Raw genomic sequence first — 17,332 nt, forward strand, 5'->3', positions numbered from 1 at the left:
GGTTAATTTAAATAAAAAAACCCTTGCAAATTTTATCTGCAAGGGTTTAGTTTTACACTTCTTTTCTTGATTAAGGCCAAACACCTAAGTTCATGTAAGAAACAGCAATTTTATCAATTGAATTAACAAATGCAGCGGTTCTCAAGGTTTGAGTTGCTGGTTTATTTTTCAAAGTTTCTCTAATTTCGTGGTAAGAATGAATCATGGTATCTTCTAAACCAGAGTTTACCAACTCCATTTCTGATGCACCTTTAACAATCATTAAGCGGTGTTCAGGTAAAATGGTTTTACCAGTTAAGTTTTCTAAAGTTGCAATTAAGTTTGCATTTGAGTTTGCTGCGTAACGGTTTTCCATACGGCCAAAAGCTACGTGCGAAAGGTTTTTTAACCACTCAAAATATGATACAGTTACACCACCAGCATTACAATACATATCAGGAATAATAATCCCTCCCATTTCAGTAAAGATAGTTTCCGCTTCAGGAGTAGTTGGTCCGTTTGCACCTTCAGCAATAATTTTTGCCTTAATGTTACGGATATTAGCTTCAGTAAACTGGTTTTCTAATGCAGCAGGAACGATGATATCACAATCTTGCTCCAAACCTTCCATTGAGTTTTTGAAATCTGTAGCTCCAGGGAAACCTAAAATTGAACCAGTATTTTTGCGGTGAGCAAAAACCTCATCAACATTTAATCCGTTTGGATTATAAATGGCACCCTCGTACTCGCATAAACCAACAATTGTTGCACCAAATTCTGCTAAGAATTTAGCTGAGTGGTAACCTACGTTACCTAAACCTTGAACAATTACTCTTTTATCACCTAAACCAGCTTTAAAGCCTAATTTAGCCATATCTTCAGCAACTTCAACGCATTCACGTACTGCATAAGCAACACCACGACCTGTAGCTTCTTTACGGCCACGGATACCGTGTAAAGCAATTGGCTTACCAGTAACACATCCTAAAGCATCTAACTGACCAGGATTCATGGTCATATATGTATCGGCAATCCAACTCATTTCGCGTTCACCTGATCCATAATCTGGTGCAGGAACGTCGATACCAGGACCGATAAAGTTTTTCTTAATTAATTCTGTAGTATAACGACGGGTAATGGTTTCTAATTCGGCAACACTATATTGTTTTGTGTTGATTTTGATACCACCTTTTGCACCGCCAAAAGGAACGTTTACAATCGCACATTTATAAGTCATTAATGCAGCTAAGGCCATAACCTCATCTTCATTAACCATTTCACTATAACGGATACCACCTTTTGTAGGACTCATATGGTGTGAGTGCTCCACACGCCATGCATCAATTACTTCAAAACCATTTCCACGGCGAATAGGAAATTGGAAACGATATACACTGTTACATGTTTTAATCTGGTTCAATAAACCTTCTGGATGGTTGGTAAATTGAGCCGCACTGTCAAAGTTTTTACAAACATCTGCAAAAAACTTGTTCTCGTCTGCTAGATTAGCCATTATATAATTTTTATGAATTTAGTATGCTGCAAAATTGCCTAAAAAAACCGCATATATGCAAATCAAAAAAGACTTAGTGTACAGCTAACACATTTGTGAGTTTAAGCGAAAAACACGTTTAAATGGTTTAAACTTAGTTTTTAGTCGTATTTTCTTTTTCAATTTTTTTTAATCTTTTATCCAACGAGAATAGATATAGGATTAAACCGATCAAAATAATCACAATACAGATCACTACAACATAAATTTTGCCGTTGCTACGTAAGGCATCAGCCATTTCTACACCATTATCTTGTGCAAATAACTGCAATGTTGCCATCATTAGGATTAAGGAGAAAGTAATTTTTTTCATTGTTTTATTTATTTCTACACTGTTATAAATCTACAGCGCATATAGTGCATCAATTGTTTTTAGTTTTGTTGTTGTTTATTTTCTAAAGTGCGTATTCTAAAACGAATTGTGTATACCCAATATCCGATTAAAATCCATCCTAAGCACGCCGGATAAAATACCATGCGCATACGGCTATCTAAATCGTAGCTATTAAAACCTGGATTACCTCCATTCCCTGGGTGCAAAGAATCTTTTAGTCTTGGTAAAACGAATAACAAAACCACCATCATCGGGAAAGCGAAAATGTTGTAAATAGCAGATAGCTTGGCTCTTTTTTGCTCTTCATCTATCGCATTGCGAAGAATTAAGTAAGCAAAATACAATAAGATTGAAATTGCTGCAAAGTTTTGCTTTGGATCAAAACTCCAAAACTGCCCCCAGGTATATTTAGCCCATATTGCACCGGTAATTAAACCTAAAATACCGAATATAATACCGGCATTTACACTTTCTACGGCTTTTAAATCATCTATTTCACTTTTGCTGCTTAATGATTTCACACTGTAAAATACAGAGATAGAGAAAAGTACAATCATGGCAAACCACATGGGTACATGGAAATATAAATTCCTGATTGTTTCATTTAAAATGGCTAGATGTGGTACGCCTAAAAGTAAGCCTGCAATTGCGGTGTAAACCACTAAAACCGAACCTAAAATTTTCCACCAAGTTTTACGCATATATATTTATTTAATTTTGAGTGAGTGATTTTTGAATGAGTGAATATTTGCTTTTCTATCACCTTATAACTTTTAACAATTCATTTTTTTAAAATTGTCTATTCATTAATTCAATCAATCTCAATTCACTAATTCTATTATTTTAATCTCTCCAAAGGTAAGGAAATAACAATAACGACGCCGCAACAGTCATTACGTTAACAATTACTAGCATTCCAATATCATCCAAACTATTTTCCCATGGTAAACCATCAACTGCATTTTTAGCCAGTTTAATTAGTAGTATTAATACGGGAATAATAATTGGGAAACTTAAAATAGCCATTAACATGCCTCCATTTCCAGCTTTACTTGCAATAGCAGAAACCATTGTAAAAACTGTTGAAAAGCTAATGGCACCTAAAATTACGGCAATATAATACATCACCAAATCTGGTGGGGTAAAGGTATCGAAAACTAAAGTATAAAAACCTAAAGCAATAGTGGTTAGCACCAGCATTAATAAGGTATTGTAAATTGTTTTTGAGATAAGAATAGCCGCTGGGCTTGCTAAAATATAACTGTATAATTGTTGGCCCTTATTCTCTTGTAAAAAACTTTTAGATACGCCATTGATAGATGCAAAAAGCATAATTACCCAAAATAGAGCATTCCAGGTTAGCTTATCGCCAAGGCTTACAAATGATAAATAACAAGTAAAAATAGTGGAAACCACATATAATAAAACGCCGTTAATGGTGTATTTAGAACGCCATTCTAACAGTACTTCCTTGTGGATTAAATATTTAACCTCTTTGGCCAATTGCATAACCGCAAAGATACTTTTATTGTTTAATTGTTTAATGTTGTAGTGTTGAATTGTTGTAATGTTTTTAACCAGAAAGTAGAAACTGATTAATCGCGAAATTGTGCTATCATGAAATTGGAGTTTCGGTACTGCAGTTCCATGTAAATGACTAATATTGTATTATGGAAAATAGGTATGCTTCGGTTATTGATTCGCCTGTAGGCAAATTAACCATACTGGCTGATGATGAAGCGGTGTACGAAATTACCTTTTCTGAAAAAGATATTGAATCACTTTCAGAAAATACACTAACCCTTGAGGTGGCTCAACAGTTAAAAGCTTATTTTGATGGTAATCTGCAAACTTTCGATTTTCCAATAAAGCAAAATGGCACCGAATTTCAACAGGAAGTGTGGCAAAACCTTTTAAAAATTCCATATGGTACAACAATTTCATATGCAAAATTTTCTGAACACAAGCCTTTAGCCATACGGGCAATTGCATCTGCAAATGGCAAAAACGACTTAGCCATTGTTGTACCTTGCCACAGAGTGATTGGTAGTAGCGGCAAATTGGTTGGCTACGCGGGTGGCTTGTGGCGCAAACAATGGCTTTTACAACATGAAAGAGAAGTGACCAAAACAGGACAAACAGAATTAAAGTTTTAAAACATGAATCCATTTTTAGATATCGCTTTACGCAGTGCTGCAGTTTATGTTTTTATGCTTGTAGCTATAAGACTTACTGGCAAAAAAGAACTTTCGCAGCTAAACACCACCGATGTGGTTTTAATATTATTGATTAGTAATGCCGTTCAAAATGCAATGGTTGGTCAAGATACTAGTCTTTTAGGTGGGATTGCTGCAGCTGCCGTGCTTTTTATACTCAATTACATTTTGAAAAAATTTCTGTTTAAAAGTCAGAAACTTCGCGATTTAATTTATGATAAGCCTGAAATTTTAATTCACGATGGGAAAATGGATTTCACCATGCTCAGCAAGCTTGGCATTTCTAATGAAGAATTGCAGGAAGCCATGAGAGAGCATGGTGTAGATCATTTTAGAGATGTTAAATTGGCTATGTTGGAAGTAGATGGCAATATTAGTATTATAACTGGCGACAAAACCTTAAAACAAACACACTGGAAAAGAAAACGCCAGCATAAAACATTAGGTTTAAACAATTGAAACCTTAATAATTTACGCTCCTTTTTAATCAAGACAATTCCTTCATGATAAATGATAACGGTTACTTAAAAGCAATTCGCTTAATAAATATAGAAGATGAACAATGTGCATTTGAGGTAGGTAAAATTCCGGTTAGGCAACATATAAATGTAAATTACTTTTTTGCTCAAACTGCAGTTGATGCTTACGAGAAAATCCCGCATCCTGCGCCACGCAGGCAATATGTAATAACGCTTAAGGGCAAATTAAGGTTTCGGGTAAGCAATGGCGAAACTTTTATTGTAGAACCAGGCATTGTTTTAATTGCTGCAGATACAGCCGGTCCTGGTCATAGCTGGGAGCTTATTGATGGTGAGGAATGGCAACGTATTTATATCCCATTGGAAGAAAATGCGGAAGATTATTTTATTGCAGATTAAAGATAATCGGGTAAAGCATTTTTATCTTCAAAAACTATGGGAAATACATTCTAATTTTAAAATAATTTATATTTTTGATAGATAAGGACTACTAAACGCTCAATGAATTACAATCCTGGATTACACATTCTCTCTGAATTTACAACCAATCGTACACAACAACTTTCTTCTTTCTCTTACGCAAAAGATTTATTTAATGATTTAATTACCATTAATGGGTTAGAAAAAGTTGGCGAAGTATACCATGATTTCCCAAATGGCGGATTTACTGCTGTAATTTGTTTAACAGAATCACATTTGTCCATCCATACCTGGCCTGAATATAATTTGGCAACTTTTGATATTTTTCTATCCAATTATCAGAAAGATAACACTCAAAAAGTTAAGGATATTTATAATGCTGTACTGAACTTTTTTGAAGGCACCGAGAAACAAAAAACAGAAATTGTTAGGTAATGGCAACGATAAATAATATCTCTTTCCCGTTATCAGGCACAACTGCATGCCCCAAATGCCAACAGGAAGTTGTACTTTATGATCCCGCAGGCAGTGAATATGCGGTATGTAGAAACTGCCTTTCTTATTTACAATTATTTAGAAATGAACCCAACCGAACCTATAAAAAATTACAAGCTCCGGTACTTCAACCTCTCTTAAAAATTGGCAGTAAAGGAATTGTAAAAAATGAAGAATTTAAAGTTATAGCTTATCTGGAGAAAAAAGAATTAGGCACTACCTATAACTGGCGTGAATATATTTTATACAGCTATAAAAAGGGGTACGTAACTTTGGCAGAATTTGATGGGCACTGGAGTTTTATTGTTGATCATAATTTTTATCCTGATTTTAAAACCCCTTTCTCTTACGGCGATAGTGTATCATTTAAAGATGTACCATACAGATTATTTAATAAATATACACCTATTGTAACCGCAATGATGGGCGAACTGGATTGGGATGTAGTAAATGAAAAGGTTAAAACAACAGAATTTATCGCCCCTCCCTTTATGATTGTAAAGGAGATCATTAATAATTCGGTTCTGATAACAGATTATTTTATAGGTGAATACATTGAAATAAATGAAATTGCCAGCGCCTTTAATTTAAACGAAACTTTATTTCCTTCTAAAGTTGGCATTGGCGCTATTCAGCCATCCAAGCACTATGATCGTTGGACAAGCTCCTACCAGATTACAAGTATTGCAATTATTTTAATTTTAATGTTGCAATTGGTGTTTAATCAAATAAAACCTGAAAAGGAGTTAATTAATGATGATTTTCTGATTTCGTCAATTGCTGGCAGTACTGATAATGCTTTTAAATCTTTTGTAACGCCATCATTTACCTTAGAGGATTACTCTTCCAATGTAGAGTTTGAAATTGCATCAGCAGTAGATAATAATTGGTTGGAAACGAGTATTATTTTGGTTAATGAAAAAAGCAACCGCACATGGGAAGTAAGTAAAGGAATTGAATATTATCATGGTTATGAGGATGGAGAATCATGGTCAGAAGGCTCTACCAAAGAATCGATAATTTTATCAGGCATACCATCTGGAAAATACCACTTAAATGTTTACCCATCATCGGGTGATGCCAATAGAAATAATCTTTACATTAAAGCTGTAGCCAATGTAACCATGTGGCGAAATATTATTTTAACCATGCTTGCATTGCTTTTATACCCTGCATTTTGCTGGTATATGATGAGAAATTTTGAAAAAAACCGTTGGTCAAACAGCGATTATTCACCTTTTGTAAATGCGGATTAAATGAAATTAAAACCTATTAAATTCTACCTGATTATACTCGTCATTATTATCGGTTTTTACAGTTATGCTGGTTTAAATGGCATTGCTTACTATACGGATAAGGTAGAAAAAAACACTGAATTTAATGGAAATAGAGTCCATTCTGGTTATACAAACAGATTTTATCATAAATAAAGAAACATGAGCTTAAACGAATTAATTAACATCAAGTACATTATTGCCTCTGTTGTTTTCTCACTGATTGGAATTATTGTTCTTTTCCTCTCTTTTTGGATCATAGAAAGAATTACTCCTGAAAACCTTTGGAAGGAGATTTTAGAAAAGAAAAATATAGCTCTAGCAATTGTTTTTGCAGCCTTTATTATCGCAATCGCCATGATTATAAGCTCGGCCATACACAGTTAAAATGAATAAAAGATTACCAGCTTTATTGCTGATTTCAGTTTTTGTAGTTGCAACCTGTGGTCTGATTTACGAACTTATTGCGGGTACTCTAGCTAGTTATTTATTGGGAGATTCTGTTACCCAGTTTTCTACTATAATAGGTGTTTATCTGTTTTCAATGGGTATTGGCTCCTGGATTTCCAAGTATTTCGATAAAAATATCCTATCCTGGTTTATCCAAATCGAAATTTTGGTAGGCTTGGTTGGCGGTTTTAGTTCTACCATTTTATTTCTGGTGTTTGAAAACATAGCCTCTTTCCGAATTGTGCTTTATGGCCTGGTTAGTTTAACAGGAATTTTAGTTGGCCTTGAAATTCCTTTGTTAATGCGTATCCTAAAAGATAGATTTGAATTTAAAGACCTTGTTTCCAAAGTATTTACATTCGATTATATTGGTGCTTTACTCGCTTCTTTAATCTTCCCGTTGGTCTTAATTCCGCACCTCGGTTTAGTTAAAACAGCCTATTTATTTGGATTGCTAAATGTTGCAGTCGCATTAATTGTTTGTGTTAATTTTAAAAAAGAAATTAAAGCAGCACTTTACCTTCAAACAGCCTCATTTGTAAGTATTGTTGCATTAATTATAGGCTTTATTTACGCTAATAAAATAACAAGTTTCTCAGAAAGCCTCACCTATAGCGATACCATTATTTATTCAAAAAGCACTCCATACCAACGTATTATATTAACAAAAAAGGGGAAAGTATTAAGGCTTTTCCTAAATGGAAACCTACAATTTAGTTCTGATGATGAATATCGTTATCATGAAGCATTAGTCCATCCAGGTTTACAGGAACTGCCCAATGCGAAAAACATTTTGGTAATGGGTGGTGGTGATGGTTTGGCTGTTCGCGAAATCTTAAAATATCCTCAGGTAGAAACCGTAACCTTGGTTGATTTGGATAAGGGAATGACTTCTCTTTTTCAATCCAACAAAATTTTGCTGGGTTTAAATAAAGGCTCATTACTTTCGCCAAAGGTAAAGATTGTTAATGCCGATGCTTTTAGCTGGGTTAAAGCAGAGAAAAGAAAATTCGATTTTATTGTAATTGACTTTCCGGATCCTTCCAATTATGCTGTAGGTAAGCTGTATACCAACTCCTTTTATAATCTTGTTAAAAATATTTTGGCTCCAAACGGATTAATGGTTATTCAATCTACCTCTCCTTATGTTGCACCAAAATCTTTTTGGACCGTTAATAAAACCTTGGAAAGTGTTGGTTTAAAAACCATACCATATCATAATTATGTGCCATCTTTTGGCGAATGGGGATATATAATGGCTACAAATCCAGATAATATCTATAAAAAACCAGTACACTATTTACCAGGCTTAAGGTTTATGTCTAAAGAGAGTTTAGATTTAATGCTTTATTTCCCTAAAGATATGGCGAAGGTAGAAACTGAAGTAAATAAACTTAACAATCAAATACTGGTTAAGTATTTTGAAGAAGAATGGGCAAATGTCTTATAAAGATAATTTTTCAAACTACATTCAAAGGCGTTCCTTCTTACTTCGAGTGGGCTTAATTACTGGCGGTATTTTTTTAAACGGTTGTTATAAAAAAATTAAAGCTGGAACATATAATTTTCCGGGAAAATTATTAGGTCCAAATGTAAAAGCCGGGCACATCCTTCGTAATAAAACTGTAATTGAAAAAGCATCATCAAGCAGAAAGGTTAAAACTCTAATTATTGGGAGTGGTATTTCTGGTTTATCTGCCGGAAGATGGTTAAAAAAAGAAGGAGAAACTGATTTTGAGATTCTGGAACTAGAAAATCATGCTGGTGGAAACTCATACTTTGGAACAAATAAAATTTCTTCTTACCCCTTAGCCGCTCATTACGTTACTATTGCCAATAATGACGATGATTTACTTATTGATTTTTTAAAAGAAATTAATGTCATTACTCATTTCGAAAAAGGCTTGCCTTATTATAATGATTATTATTTAACGTTTGATCCAGAAGAACGACTTTTAATTAATGGAGAATGGCAAGAGGGTTTAATCCCGGAATTTGGTGTGCCCGTAGCTGACAAACTTCAAATTAAAAGATTTTTAGCTGAAGCTGAAAAACTTAAATTAACCGTTGGTGATGATGGGAAGTATATTTTTAATATTCCAATTAGTTCCTGTTCTTCAGATGAAAACTATAAAAAATTAGATCAGATTTCTTTCAAATCTTATCTTGAAAAAAATAATTACACTTCGCCTTACCTTCTTTGGTACTTAAATTATTCTTGCAAGGATGATTATGGGCAGGAAATTGATAAAATATCTGCGTGGGCTGGCTTGCATTATTTTGCCTCCCGAAGGGGAAAAGCTGCCAATGCAGAAAATAATGCCGTACTTACATGGCCTGAAGGCAACGGTTGGTTAATGAAAAATCTTTCTGAGCGCCTTAAAAATCATATTACTACAGGCGCTATGTGTACCAATTTAGAGATTACAGCTGCCGGAAATGTAGAAGTTACCGTTTATCATCCTGAGAAAAAATTAACGGAAACAATAATTGCGGAGAAGGTTATTTTAAGTAGCCCGCAATTTGTAAATAATAAAATTTTAAAAAATATAAACAGGCCGAAAATCGATTATAGTAAATTTAATTATGCGCCTTGGCTGGTTGCGAACATTACAATTAATCAGCTTCCAGATGCCAAAGGTTTAACCTTATGTTGGGACAATGTGGCTTATAACACTCCTTCGGTTGGTTATGTAAATGCAAATCAACAGCATATTAGTTTATCAGAAGATAAAAAGGTAATTACTTACTATCTCCCGCTGTGTAAATTTGAACCTGCAGTGGCCAGGCTTGCAGCCTACTCCAGAAGTTACAATCAGTGGTTGGATATTATTTTACCAGAATTAGAATATATCCATCCAGAAATTACAAAAGCAATTGAAAATATAGACCTTTGGGTATGGGGACATGGAATGATATCGCCAGTAACGGACTTTATTTGGAGCGAGAATTTACAAACTGCCAGACGCTCCATTGATAATAAAATTTTCTTCGCTCATACTGATTTGAGTGGAATATCTATTTTTGAAGAAGCTTTCCACCAGGGAGTAAGAGCAGCTAAAGAAGTTTTAACAAAAAATGGATAAACAAAGGCAACCGTGGTTAAATTCTGCAATAAGTGATTCTATTTTCATCTTATCGCCTCCATTTTTCTCCTTGCTTTTAATTTTAGTTTTCCCTGGTCAGTTTCAAAAAGCAGAAGGCATTCCTGTTGTGCACTGGTTATTTTTAATCGTTTTTATCGATGTAGCGCATGTTTACAGTACGCTTTACCGCACTTATTTCAACACTAGAAATTTAAAAAAGGAATATGTATTGCTTACTGCTATCCCAATATTATGTTATATAGCCGGCGTACTGGTTTATTCATATGATGGTTTACTTTTTTGGCGTTTGCTAGCCTATTTGGCTGTTTACCATTTCATCAAACAGCAATATGGTTTTATGAGATTGTATTCCCGTAATGAGCGTTTACCCAAGTACTTTAAAACAATTGACTTGATAAGTATTTACACAGCAACTGTTTATCCTTTAATTTTTTGGCATTTAAAAGGAAGCCGAAATTTTAATTGGTTTGTAGAAGGTGATTTTTTAAGCTTTAAAAATGATCTCTTACTTCAAATCAGTACTTATATATACTTTGCAATTATTACTATCTATCTTGTTAAAGAAATTATACTAATCCTTAAAGAAAGAAAGTTTAATATTCCACGCAATTTTCTCGTATTTGGCACTTTTTTATCCTGGTATTTCGGCATTGTATATTTTAACGGAGATTTTGCGTTTACAACCATTAACGTAATTTCACATGGCATTCCTTATATGGCGCTGATATGGTTTTTTGAGAAAAAGAAGAACGGCACCCTCACTGAAAGGAGTAAAATTGTGCAGCTTTCTTTTGGCAAATATGGTTTGTTTTATTTCATAATTATTTTAATTGCATTTGCTTATCTCGAGGAAGGTTTGTGGGATGGTTTTATATGGAAAGAACATCAAACTGTATTCAGTATTTTTGCTGGTTTACCGCAAATTAACAATCAATATCTGCTGGCTCTTATTATTCCATTACTTGCCTTGCCCCAATCTACCCATTATGTTTTAGATGGCTTTATTTGGCGTAAGAACCGTCATTTTTAATTTTTAAAAACCATACTTTACTACATATCGTAAATAACATCAACCTAAAATGATGTTATGAAAATTCTTTGCAGCCTATTTTTTGTTGTATTAAGTCTTTTACCAATGGACAAAAATGTTCCGGTGGCAAAAGTAGATTTAAAAAAATATGCAGGCACTTGGTATTCTTTATATTCCATTCCAACTGTATTTGATAAAGGCAGTCGCGAAACAACCACAAAATATACCTTAAATAAGGATGGATATTATAATGTAATTACCACTTATAAAAAACCAGGGGATGAGGAAATTCATTCCATGAGCTCCAAAATTTTCCCTACGGATGTTAATCATCCTGCCGAGTTAAAAGCGCAATTTATTTGGCCCATTAAAGTTGACTACTGGATTATTGAGCTTGCAGAAGATTATTCTTATGTGGTAGTTGGTCATCCCGACAGGAAATTTTTATTTATTATGAGCAGAACGCCTAAAATAGATAAGAAGAAATACGAAGAAATTGCCTTAAGGTGTAAAGCAAAAGGTTACGAAGTAAACAAGCTTACCGCTCAGTTTACTCCGTAGATTTTAAAACGGCTTTAAACCTTAATAAAATTTTGGTAGGGGATTTAAGCTGGTATTTTGGCGCTGGTGCCAGTATGGATAAATGGTTGGCACTTCGCTGGCTGCATCGAGCTTTTTAATCTGTTCTGTGGTTAAATTCCAACCTACAGCACCTAAATTTTGTTTTAGTTGCTCTTCATTTCTGGCTCCAATAATAATACTTGAAACTGTTGGGCGCTGCAGTAACCAATTCAACGAAACCTGAGCTACTGTTTTGCCTGTTTCTTCGGCAATTTCATCTAAAGCATCGGTAATATTGTAAAATACTTCTTCGTTAAAGGCAGCTTCAGGTACCGGACTTCCACCCTGTGCTATCCTACCATCTTGAGGAACAGGTTTATTTCTACCATATTTACCACCTAAACGGCCTGCAGCTAAAGGACTCCAAATAAATGCACCTACATTTTGATCTATACCTAAAGGCATTAGTTCCCACTCATATTCTCTATTTGCAAGCGAATAATAAACTTGGTGCGCTACATATTTATTCCAGCCGTATTTTTCAGAAATCGCTAAAGATTTCATCAATCCCCAGCCCGAAAAATTTGAACAGGCAATATATCTAACCTTTCCGCTTTCTATCATATCATCAAGCGTTCTTAGGGTTTCTTCAACAGGGGTATTACCATCAAAACCGTGCATATGGTAAATATCAATATAATCGGTATTTAATCGTTTTAAACTTCCTTCCAGTTGTTTTAAAAGATGAAAACGGGATGAACCTTGATTGTTTGGTCCTTCGCCAAATGTAAAAGTTGCTTTGGTTGAAATTAAAACTTTATCTCTACGTCCGGCAATTGCCTTTCCTAAAATTTCTTCGGATAAGCCATCCGAATAAATATCTGCAGTATCAAAAAGATTCACTCCTGCATCAAGGCAAAGGTTAACCATCTGCGTGGCTTCATCAGCTTGTGTACTACCCCATGCTTTAAAAAACTCATTGCTTCCACCAAAGGTTGCGGTTCCAAATGTTAATGCGGGCACAAAAAGTCCCGAGGCACCTAATTGTCTGTATTCCATATTATAATTCTTTTTGTTTAATTGGGTAATTCAAATTATTTATCAATCACATTTATAACGATTGAGATGATTAAAAATGCCAACTAAGTTTCTTTAAATTAAAATTAATTGAAAAAAGGATAAGGAAAAGACAATTAGCTTTTATGAGAAATTACCAGCAGATTAGGTATTAAAACATCTAAATAAATGAATTATTGGCTAATTTATAATTAAATGAAAAAGGGCTAATAAATTAATATTAGCCCTTTCAATTATTTTTTTTTATAAACTTTCCTGTTTGGCAGGTTTTAGTTTGGATGTGCTAAAAAGCATAAATAATACGCCCACCAAAAGCACAATCCACCCCCATTGAAAGTGAACCACTTTACCAATTAGTTTATTGGCGAAACCATACTTGGTATAATTATGCGCTGTAAAATAAACAGCAATAACGGCTAAAATGTACCAAATTGCCATTACAAAACTCATAAATTTAAATGCGCCAACCTTTCTTATAAATAGGATAAGTACAGAAATTGCAATTATTGCGTAGGTAATAAAAAACAAGCGGGCATCAGACTGATACAGATTCCAGTTGCCTTTTATGGGCACTTTTAACATTGGGCAAAACCCTGCAATTACACAAAGTAAAATCCCTAACCAAGCATAAAATTTATTTAAAACCAACATATTAATATTTTATTTTTTCATGTCGATACCCATTTTATCAGCAAAATGAGCACAATAATCTCGTAAATCTTCAACAATTAAATTTTCTCCTGTAGCCTTTAAAAAGCTATCGCCCATGGTTTGAAGGGTTTCGTAGAAAAAGCGTTTCATTTCATCAACGGGCATATCTTTTGTCCAAAGATCAATACGCATTGAATTTTTATAATTATGATCCCAAAGTGCCAAAATCATTGATTTTACAGGCACCTGATCTGTTGTTTTTGCATCAGTACTTTCCCAAAGAATATTCTCTGGCATGTTATTATCATCTAACTCTACAGTTATTTTTATTTCTGCTTTTCTCATTTTAAAATTGATTTCACCGTTTTAAGGGATTCCTTTTCTTCTGTATTTTACGGCTGCAAATATGCTTAATTTAAAAGGTATTTCTATTTGGCATTAAGTTACTTTTTGTAAAATTAACATCAGAATTGCTGCAATAAAAATAAATACCAATTCTACAATCCAAATCCTTTTCAAATCTTTTAGCGTAAAGCGAAAAATTAAATCAGTTATAAAAGTAACTACAATCAAACAACCCAAAATAAGTAAGTAAAAACTACTAAAATCTACTCGTTTTGCTGCGTGCTCATTGGTTGAGAATAGATTTACTACAACTAAACCTAAACTTGCTGCCCCAACAATATTTAATGGTGTAATTCGAAGTTTCATTACTTTTTCTTATCGAAACGTTTACCCTTTTTAAATGTCTTAATCGTTTTTCCTGCTTTTGCCTTCGCTTTATCCCGTTCTTTTTGTTCAATAGCTTTGGCATGTTTCTTTTCGTGGAAAGCACCTTTAAAATCAGGATCTTCCTTACGTTTTTGCAAATCTATTTCTTTAGCAATGTGTTGACGTTCTTCGTATGGGGTTTCATCAATATAAACGCCTTCTGGAATTTCGGCTACAGGAATATACTGACGGATTAATTTTTCAATTTTGCGGATATAATATTTCTCGGCATCGGTAGCAAATGTAATGGCATCACCTTTTGCAAAAGCTCTACCTGTACGCCCAATACGGTGTACATAATCTTCGATGATAATTGGCACATCAAAGTTAATTACATGGCTCACATCACTTACATCTATACCTCTACTGGCCACATCAGTTGCAACCAAAACTCTAATATTACCTTCTTTAAAGCTGTTAATAGAGTTAATTCTCGTGTTTTGACCTTTATTAGCATGAATAACACGCACATTTGCTGCACCATACCTACGCTCAATGAAGCTGTAAATATTATCGGCTACCGTTTTGGTTTTGCAGAAAATAATTAAGCGATTAAACGCTTCATCGTTTTTTAGCAGGTGCTGTAATAAGTTGATTTTGGTTTTAAAGTTTGGCACATAATACAGCGTTTGTGTTACGTTTGCTGCTGGTGTAGCCTGTTGCGAAGTTTCTATTATGGTTGGATTTTTCAAGAAATCGCCAGCAATTTTTTGTACCAGTTCGCTCATCGTTGCAGAAAAAAGCAAGTTTTGGCGTTTGCGTGGTACAATTTCCAGTATCCTGTGAATAGAACCTATAAAACCCATATCCATCATTTTATCGGCTTCATCCAGCACTAAAAATTTAAGACTTTGGGTATTTATATCTCCTGATAAATATAAATCTAAAAAGCGCCCAGGCGTTGCAATAATAATATCAACGCCTTTTGCAATTTGTTCTTTCTGGGTTTTAGGACCAACTCCTCCAAAAATTACAACCGAACGAATATCTGTATAAACCGAAAAACGTTTCACTTCTTCAGCAATTTGCATGGCAAGCTCTCGGGTTGGCGATAAAATTAATGCTCTGGGGTTTTCGCCCTGCGCATATTTTAATTGCATTAACATAGGCAACACAAACGCGGCAGTTTTTCCTGTTCCGGTTTCGGCTATCCCGAAAATATCCTGTCCTGATAAAACTGGTGCTATTGCTTTTTCCTGTATCGGCGTTGCAACGGTATAACCCGCTTCGGCTACTGCATTTAATATTTGCCTGTTTAATTTAAATTCTTCGAACGATTTTGCCATAGCGTACAAAGATAGTGATTAAGGTTGAGGGTTTGAAGCCATGAGATGAACGTTTAAGCTTTAGCGTAAAGGAAAATCGGCATTAAATAATTATTAGTAAAGCAATTTCAGTGGTTATCGGTTTCGAAAGTCCTGCTATTTGCTTTACCTCGTTACACTCAGTGCTCGCTACTATCAGGTTTATTTAACTTAATAAAGCAACAACTAAAAACCTATTTCACAGTTTTAATCTGCTTAAATCTTGATACTTGTTTCTCCCTACTTAATACTAATTTACTACCTTTGAAACTATGAACACTTATCTGATAAAAGCGGCTACAATAGTAAATGAAGGCCAAAAATATATTGCTGATGTTTTAATTAAAGATGGAATTATTGCCAAAATAGGGCAAAATTTATCTGCAAATGGTGCTCAGGAAATAAATGCTGAAGGACAATACCTATTACCTGGAATGATTGACGATCAGGTTCATTTCCGCGAACCAGGATTAACCCATAAAGCTGATATTTTTACAGAAAGTATGGCGGCTGTTGCCGGAGGAATTACCTCATTTATGGAAATGCCAAATACGGTTCCTAACACTTTAACTCAAGAATTATTAAAGGATAAGTATGATATTGCTTCTCACACATCATTAGCAAATTACTCGTTTTACATGGGCGCCAGCAATGATAATATTGAAGAAGTATTAAAAACAGATGCTAAAAACGTTTGCGGCATTAAGGTTTTTATGGGCTCATCAACCGGAAATATGCTGGTAGATAATGAAAAAACTTTAGAGAATATTTTTAGTAAAGCACCTATTTTAGTAGCCACACACTGTGAAGATGAAGCTACTATTCGCCATAACCTGGCAGAGTTTAAGGCAAAATATGGAGAGGATTTAACTATTGATATGCACCCGCTAATTAGAAGTGCCGAGGCTTGCTACAAATCTTCTTCATTGGCTGTTGAACTAGCTAAAAGCTATCAAACTCGTTTACACATTTTACACATTTCTACCGCGAAGGAAATTGCCTTATTTGATAACAAAACCGATTTAAAGGATAAAAAAATTACCGCCGAGGCTTGCGTTCATCACCTTTGGTTTAATGATAGTGATTATGCCGAAAAGGGAAACTTTATCAAATGGAATCCTGCGGTAAAAACAGCGGCAGATCAGGCTGGAGTTTTACAGGGCGTTTTAGATAACCATATAGATGTAATTGCAACAGACCACGCTCCGCATACTTTGGAAGAAAAACAGCAACCATATTCACAAGCTCCATCTGGTGGGCCATTGGTGCAACATGCTCTACCTGCTTTATTAGAAATGCATTTACAAGGCAAAATTTCCCTCGAAAAAATTGTAGAGAAAACAGCGCATAACCTCGCTATTTGTTTTGATATTGAAAAACGCGGTTTTATTAGAGAAGGTTATTGGGCAGATTTAGTTTTGGTTAATCTTAATGATCCCTGGAAAGTAATAAAGCTTAATAATTTTTATAAATGTGGCTGGAGTCCGTTTGATGGGCAAACTTTTCAAGCCAGTATTACGCACACATTTGTATCGGGTAATTTAGCTTATTTAAATGGTCGTTTCACTACAGATCAAATTGGGAAACGATTGGCATTTACGAGATAATTTGTTACATTTACTTAGATTAACA

At 34.5% G+C, this 17,332-nt stretch carries 21 protein-coding genes; 12 read left to right on the forward strand and 9 right to left on the reverse strand.

What is annotated here, in order from left to right:
• Nucleotides 1-70: 70 nt before the first annotated feature.
• From EHC72_RS06845 to EHC72_RS06860, 4 genes are all read right to left on the reverse strand, one after another.
• Complete coding sequence (locus tag EHC72_RS06845; RefSeq protein ID WP_131536928.1) at nt 71-1,492, reverse strand: Glu/Leu/Phe/Val family dehydrogenase; 1,422 nt, start codon at nt 1,490-1,492, stop codon at nt 71-73.
• 133 nt (nt 1,493-1,625) lie between these two features.
• Nucleotides 1,626-1,844 (reverse strand): CcmD family protein, encoded by a 219-nt coding sequence (locus EHC72_RS06850; RefSeq protein ID WP_165585776.1) that lies wholly within the window; start codon nt 1,842-1,844, stop codon nt 1,626-1,628.
• A gap of 59 nt (nt 1,845-1,903) precedes the next feature.
• Entirely contained in the window at nt 1,904-2,566 is a 663-nt protein-coding gene (gene ccsA, locus EHC72_RS06855) for a cytochrome c biogenesis protein CcsA (protein ID WP_131536929.1), read from the reverse strand.
• A 142-nt stretch (nt 2,567-2,708) separates the two neighbouring features.
• Nucleotides 2,709-3,374 carry a heme exporter protein CcmB gene (locus tag EHC72_RS06860; RefSeq protein ID WP_131536930.1) on the reverse strand — a complete coding sequence of 222 codons (666 nt, stop codon included), beginning with the start codon at nt 3,372-3,374 and terminating at the stop codon, nt 2,709-2,711.
• 161 nt (nt 3,375-3,535) lie between these two features.
• Between EHC72_RS06860 and EHC72_RS06865 the strand changes: the two genes are divergently transcribed.
• From EHC72_RS06865 to EHC72_RS06910, 11 genes are all read left to right on the forward strand, one after another.
• Nucleotides 3,536-4,021, forward strand: coding sequence for a methylated-DNA--[protein]-cysteine S-methyltransferase (locus tag EHC72_RS06865; protein ID WP_131536931.1), 486 nt, complete (start codon nt 3,536-3,538; stop codon nt 4,019-4,021).
• A gap of 3 nt (nt 4,022-4,024) precedes the next feature.
• The gene (locus EHC72_RS06870) at nt 4,025-4,540 is read left to right on the forward strand and encodes a DUF421 domain-containing protein (RefSeq protein WP_131536932.1); all 516 of its coding nucleotides are present in this window, start codon (nt 4,025-4,027) and stop codon (nt 4,538-4,540) included.
• Between the two features lie 44 nt (nt 4,541-4,584).
• Nucleotides 4,585-4,959, forward strand: a complete 375-nt coding sequence (locus EHC72_RS06875) for a cupin domain-containing protein (protein ID WP_131536933.1) — start codon at nt 4,585-4,587, stop codon at nt 4,957-4,959.
• 102 nt (nt 4,960-5,061) lie between these two features.
• Nucleotides 5,062-5,415 carry an S-adenosylmethionine decarboxylase family protein gene (locus EHC72_RS06880; RefSeq protein WP_131536934.1) on the forward strand — a complete coding sequence of 118 codons (354 nt, stop codon included), beginning with the start codon at nt 5,062-5,064 and terminating at the stop codon, nt 5,413-5,415.
• Nucleotides 5,415-6,731, forward strand: a complete 1,317-nt coding sequence (locus EHC72_RS06885; protein WP_131536935.1) for a DUF4178 domain-containing protein — start codon at nt 5,415-5,417, stop codon at nt 6,729-6,731. Before EHC72_RS06880 ends, EHC72_RS06885 begins: the two co-directional genes overlap by 1 nt.
• Nucleotides 6,732-6,905, forward strand: coding sequence for a hypothetical protein (locus tag EHC72_RS22625; RefSeq protein WP_165585777.1), 174 nt, complete (start codon nt 6,732-6,734; stop codon nt 6,903-6,905).
• Between the two features lie 6 nt (nt 6,906-6,911).
• Nucleotides 6,912-7,136 carry a DUF350 domain-containing protein gene (locus tag EHC72_RS06890; protein WP_131536936.1) on the forward strand — a complete coding sequence of 75 codons (225 nt, stop codon included), beginning with the start codon at nt 6,912-6,914 and terminating at the stop codon, nt 7,134-7,136.
• Between the two features lies 1 nt (nt 7,137).
• Nucleotides 7,138-8,649, forward strand: coding sequence for a polyamine aminopropyltransferase (locus EHC72_RS06895; RefSeq protein WP_131536937.1), 1,512 nt, complete (start codon nt 7,138-7,140; stop codon nt 8,647-8,649).
• Complete coding sequence (locus EHC72_RS06900; protein WP_246029389.1) at nt 8,621-10,285, forward strand: NAD(P)-binding protein; 1,665 nt, start codon at nt 8,621-8,623, stop codon at nt 10,283-10,285. The genes EHC72_RS06895 and EHC72_RS06900 overlap by 29 nt, the downstream gene beginning before the upstream one ends.
• Nucleotides 10,278-11,336 (forward strand): hypothetical protein, encoded by a 1,059-nt coding sequence (locus EHC72_RS06905; protein ID WP_131536938.1) that lies wholly within the window; start codon nt 10,278-10,280, stop codon nt 11,334-11,336. Before EHC72_RS06900 ends, EHC72_RS06905 begins: the two co-directional genes overlap by 8 nt.
• Nucleotides 11,337-11,393: 57 nt before the next feature.
• Nucleotides 11,394-11,897 (forward strand): lipocalin family protein, encoded by a 504-nt coding sequence (locus tag EHC72_RS06910; protein WP_131536939.1) that lies wholly within the window; start codon nt 11,394-11,396, stop codon nt 11,895-11,897.
• Between the two features lie 21 nt (nt 11,898-11,918).
• Here the strand turns inward: EHC72_RS06910 and EHC72_RS06915 are convergent, their stop codons facing one another.
• From EHC72_RS06915 to EHC72_RS06935, 5 genes are all read right to left on the reverse strand, one after another.
• Nucleotides 11,919-12,956, reverse strand: a complete 1,038-nt coding sequence (locus EHC72_RS06915; RefSeq protein WP_131536940.1) for an aldo/keto reductase — start codon at nt 12,954-12,956, stop codon at nt 11,919-11,921.
• A 261-nt stretch (nt 12,957-13,217) separates the two neighbouring features.
• Entirely contained in the window at nt 13,218-13,625 is a 408-nt protein-coding gene (locus EHC72_RS06920) for a hypothetical protein (protein ID WP_131536941.1), read from the reverse strand.
• Between the two features lie 9 nt (nt 13,626-13,634).
• Nucleotides 13,635-13,970 carry a gliding motility protein GldC gene (gene gldC, locus EHC72_RS06925; RefSeq protein WP_131536942.1) on the reverse strand — a complete coding sequence of 112 codons (336 nt, stop codon included), beginning with the start codon at nt 13,968-13,970 and terminating at the stop codon, nt 13,635-13,637.
• 93 nt (nt 13,971-14,063) lie between these two features.
• Nucleotides 14,064-14,336: a hypothetical protein gene (locus EHC72_RS06930; RefSeq protein ID WP_131536943.1), complete on the reverse strand. Its 273-nt coding sequence runs from the start codon at nt 14,334-14,336 to the stop codon at nt 14,064-14,066.
• Entirely contained in the window at nt 14,336-15,682 is a 1,347-nt protein-coding gene (locus EHC72_RS06935; protein ID WP_131536944.1) for a DEAD/DEAH box helicase, read from the reverse strand. Before EHC72_RS06935 ends, EHC72_RS06930 begins: the two co-directional genes overlap by 1 nt.
• 290 nt (nt 15,683-15,972) lie before the next feature.
• Between EHC72_RS06935 and EHC72_RS06940 the strand changes: the two genes are divergently transcribed.
• Nucleotides 15,973-17,307, forward strand: a complete 1,335-nt coding sequence (locus EHC72_RS06940) for a dihydroorotase (protein ID WP_131536945.1) — start codon at nt 15,973-15,975, stop codon at nt 17,305-17,307.
• Nucleotides 17,308-17,332 lie beyond the last annotated feature (25 nt).

Source organism: Pedobacter nototheniae (assembly GCF_004335085.1).
GTDB classification, from domain to species: Bacteria; Bacteroidota; Bacteroidia; order Sphingobacteriales; family Sphingobacteriaceae; genus Pedobacter; species Pedobacter nototheniae.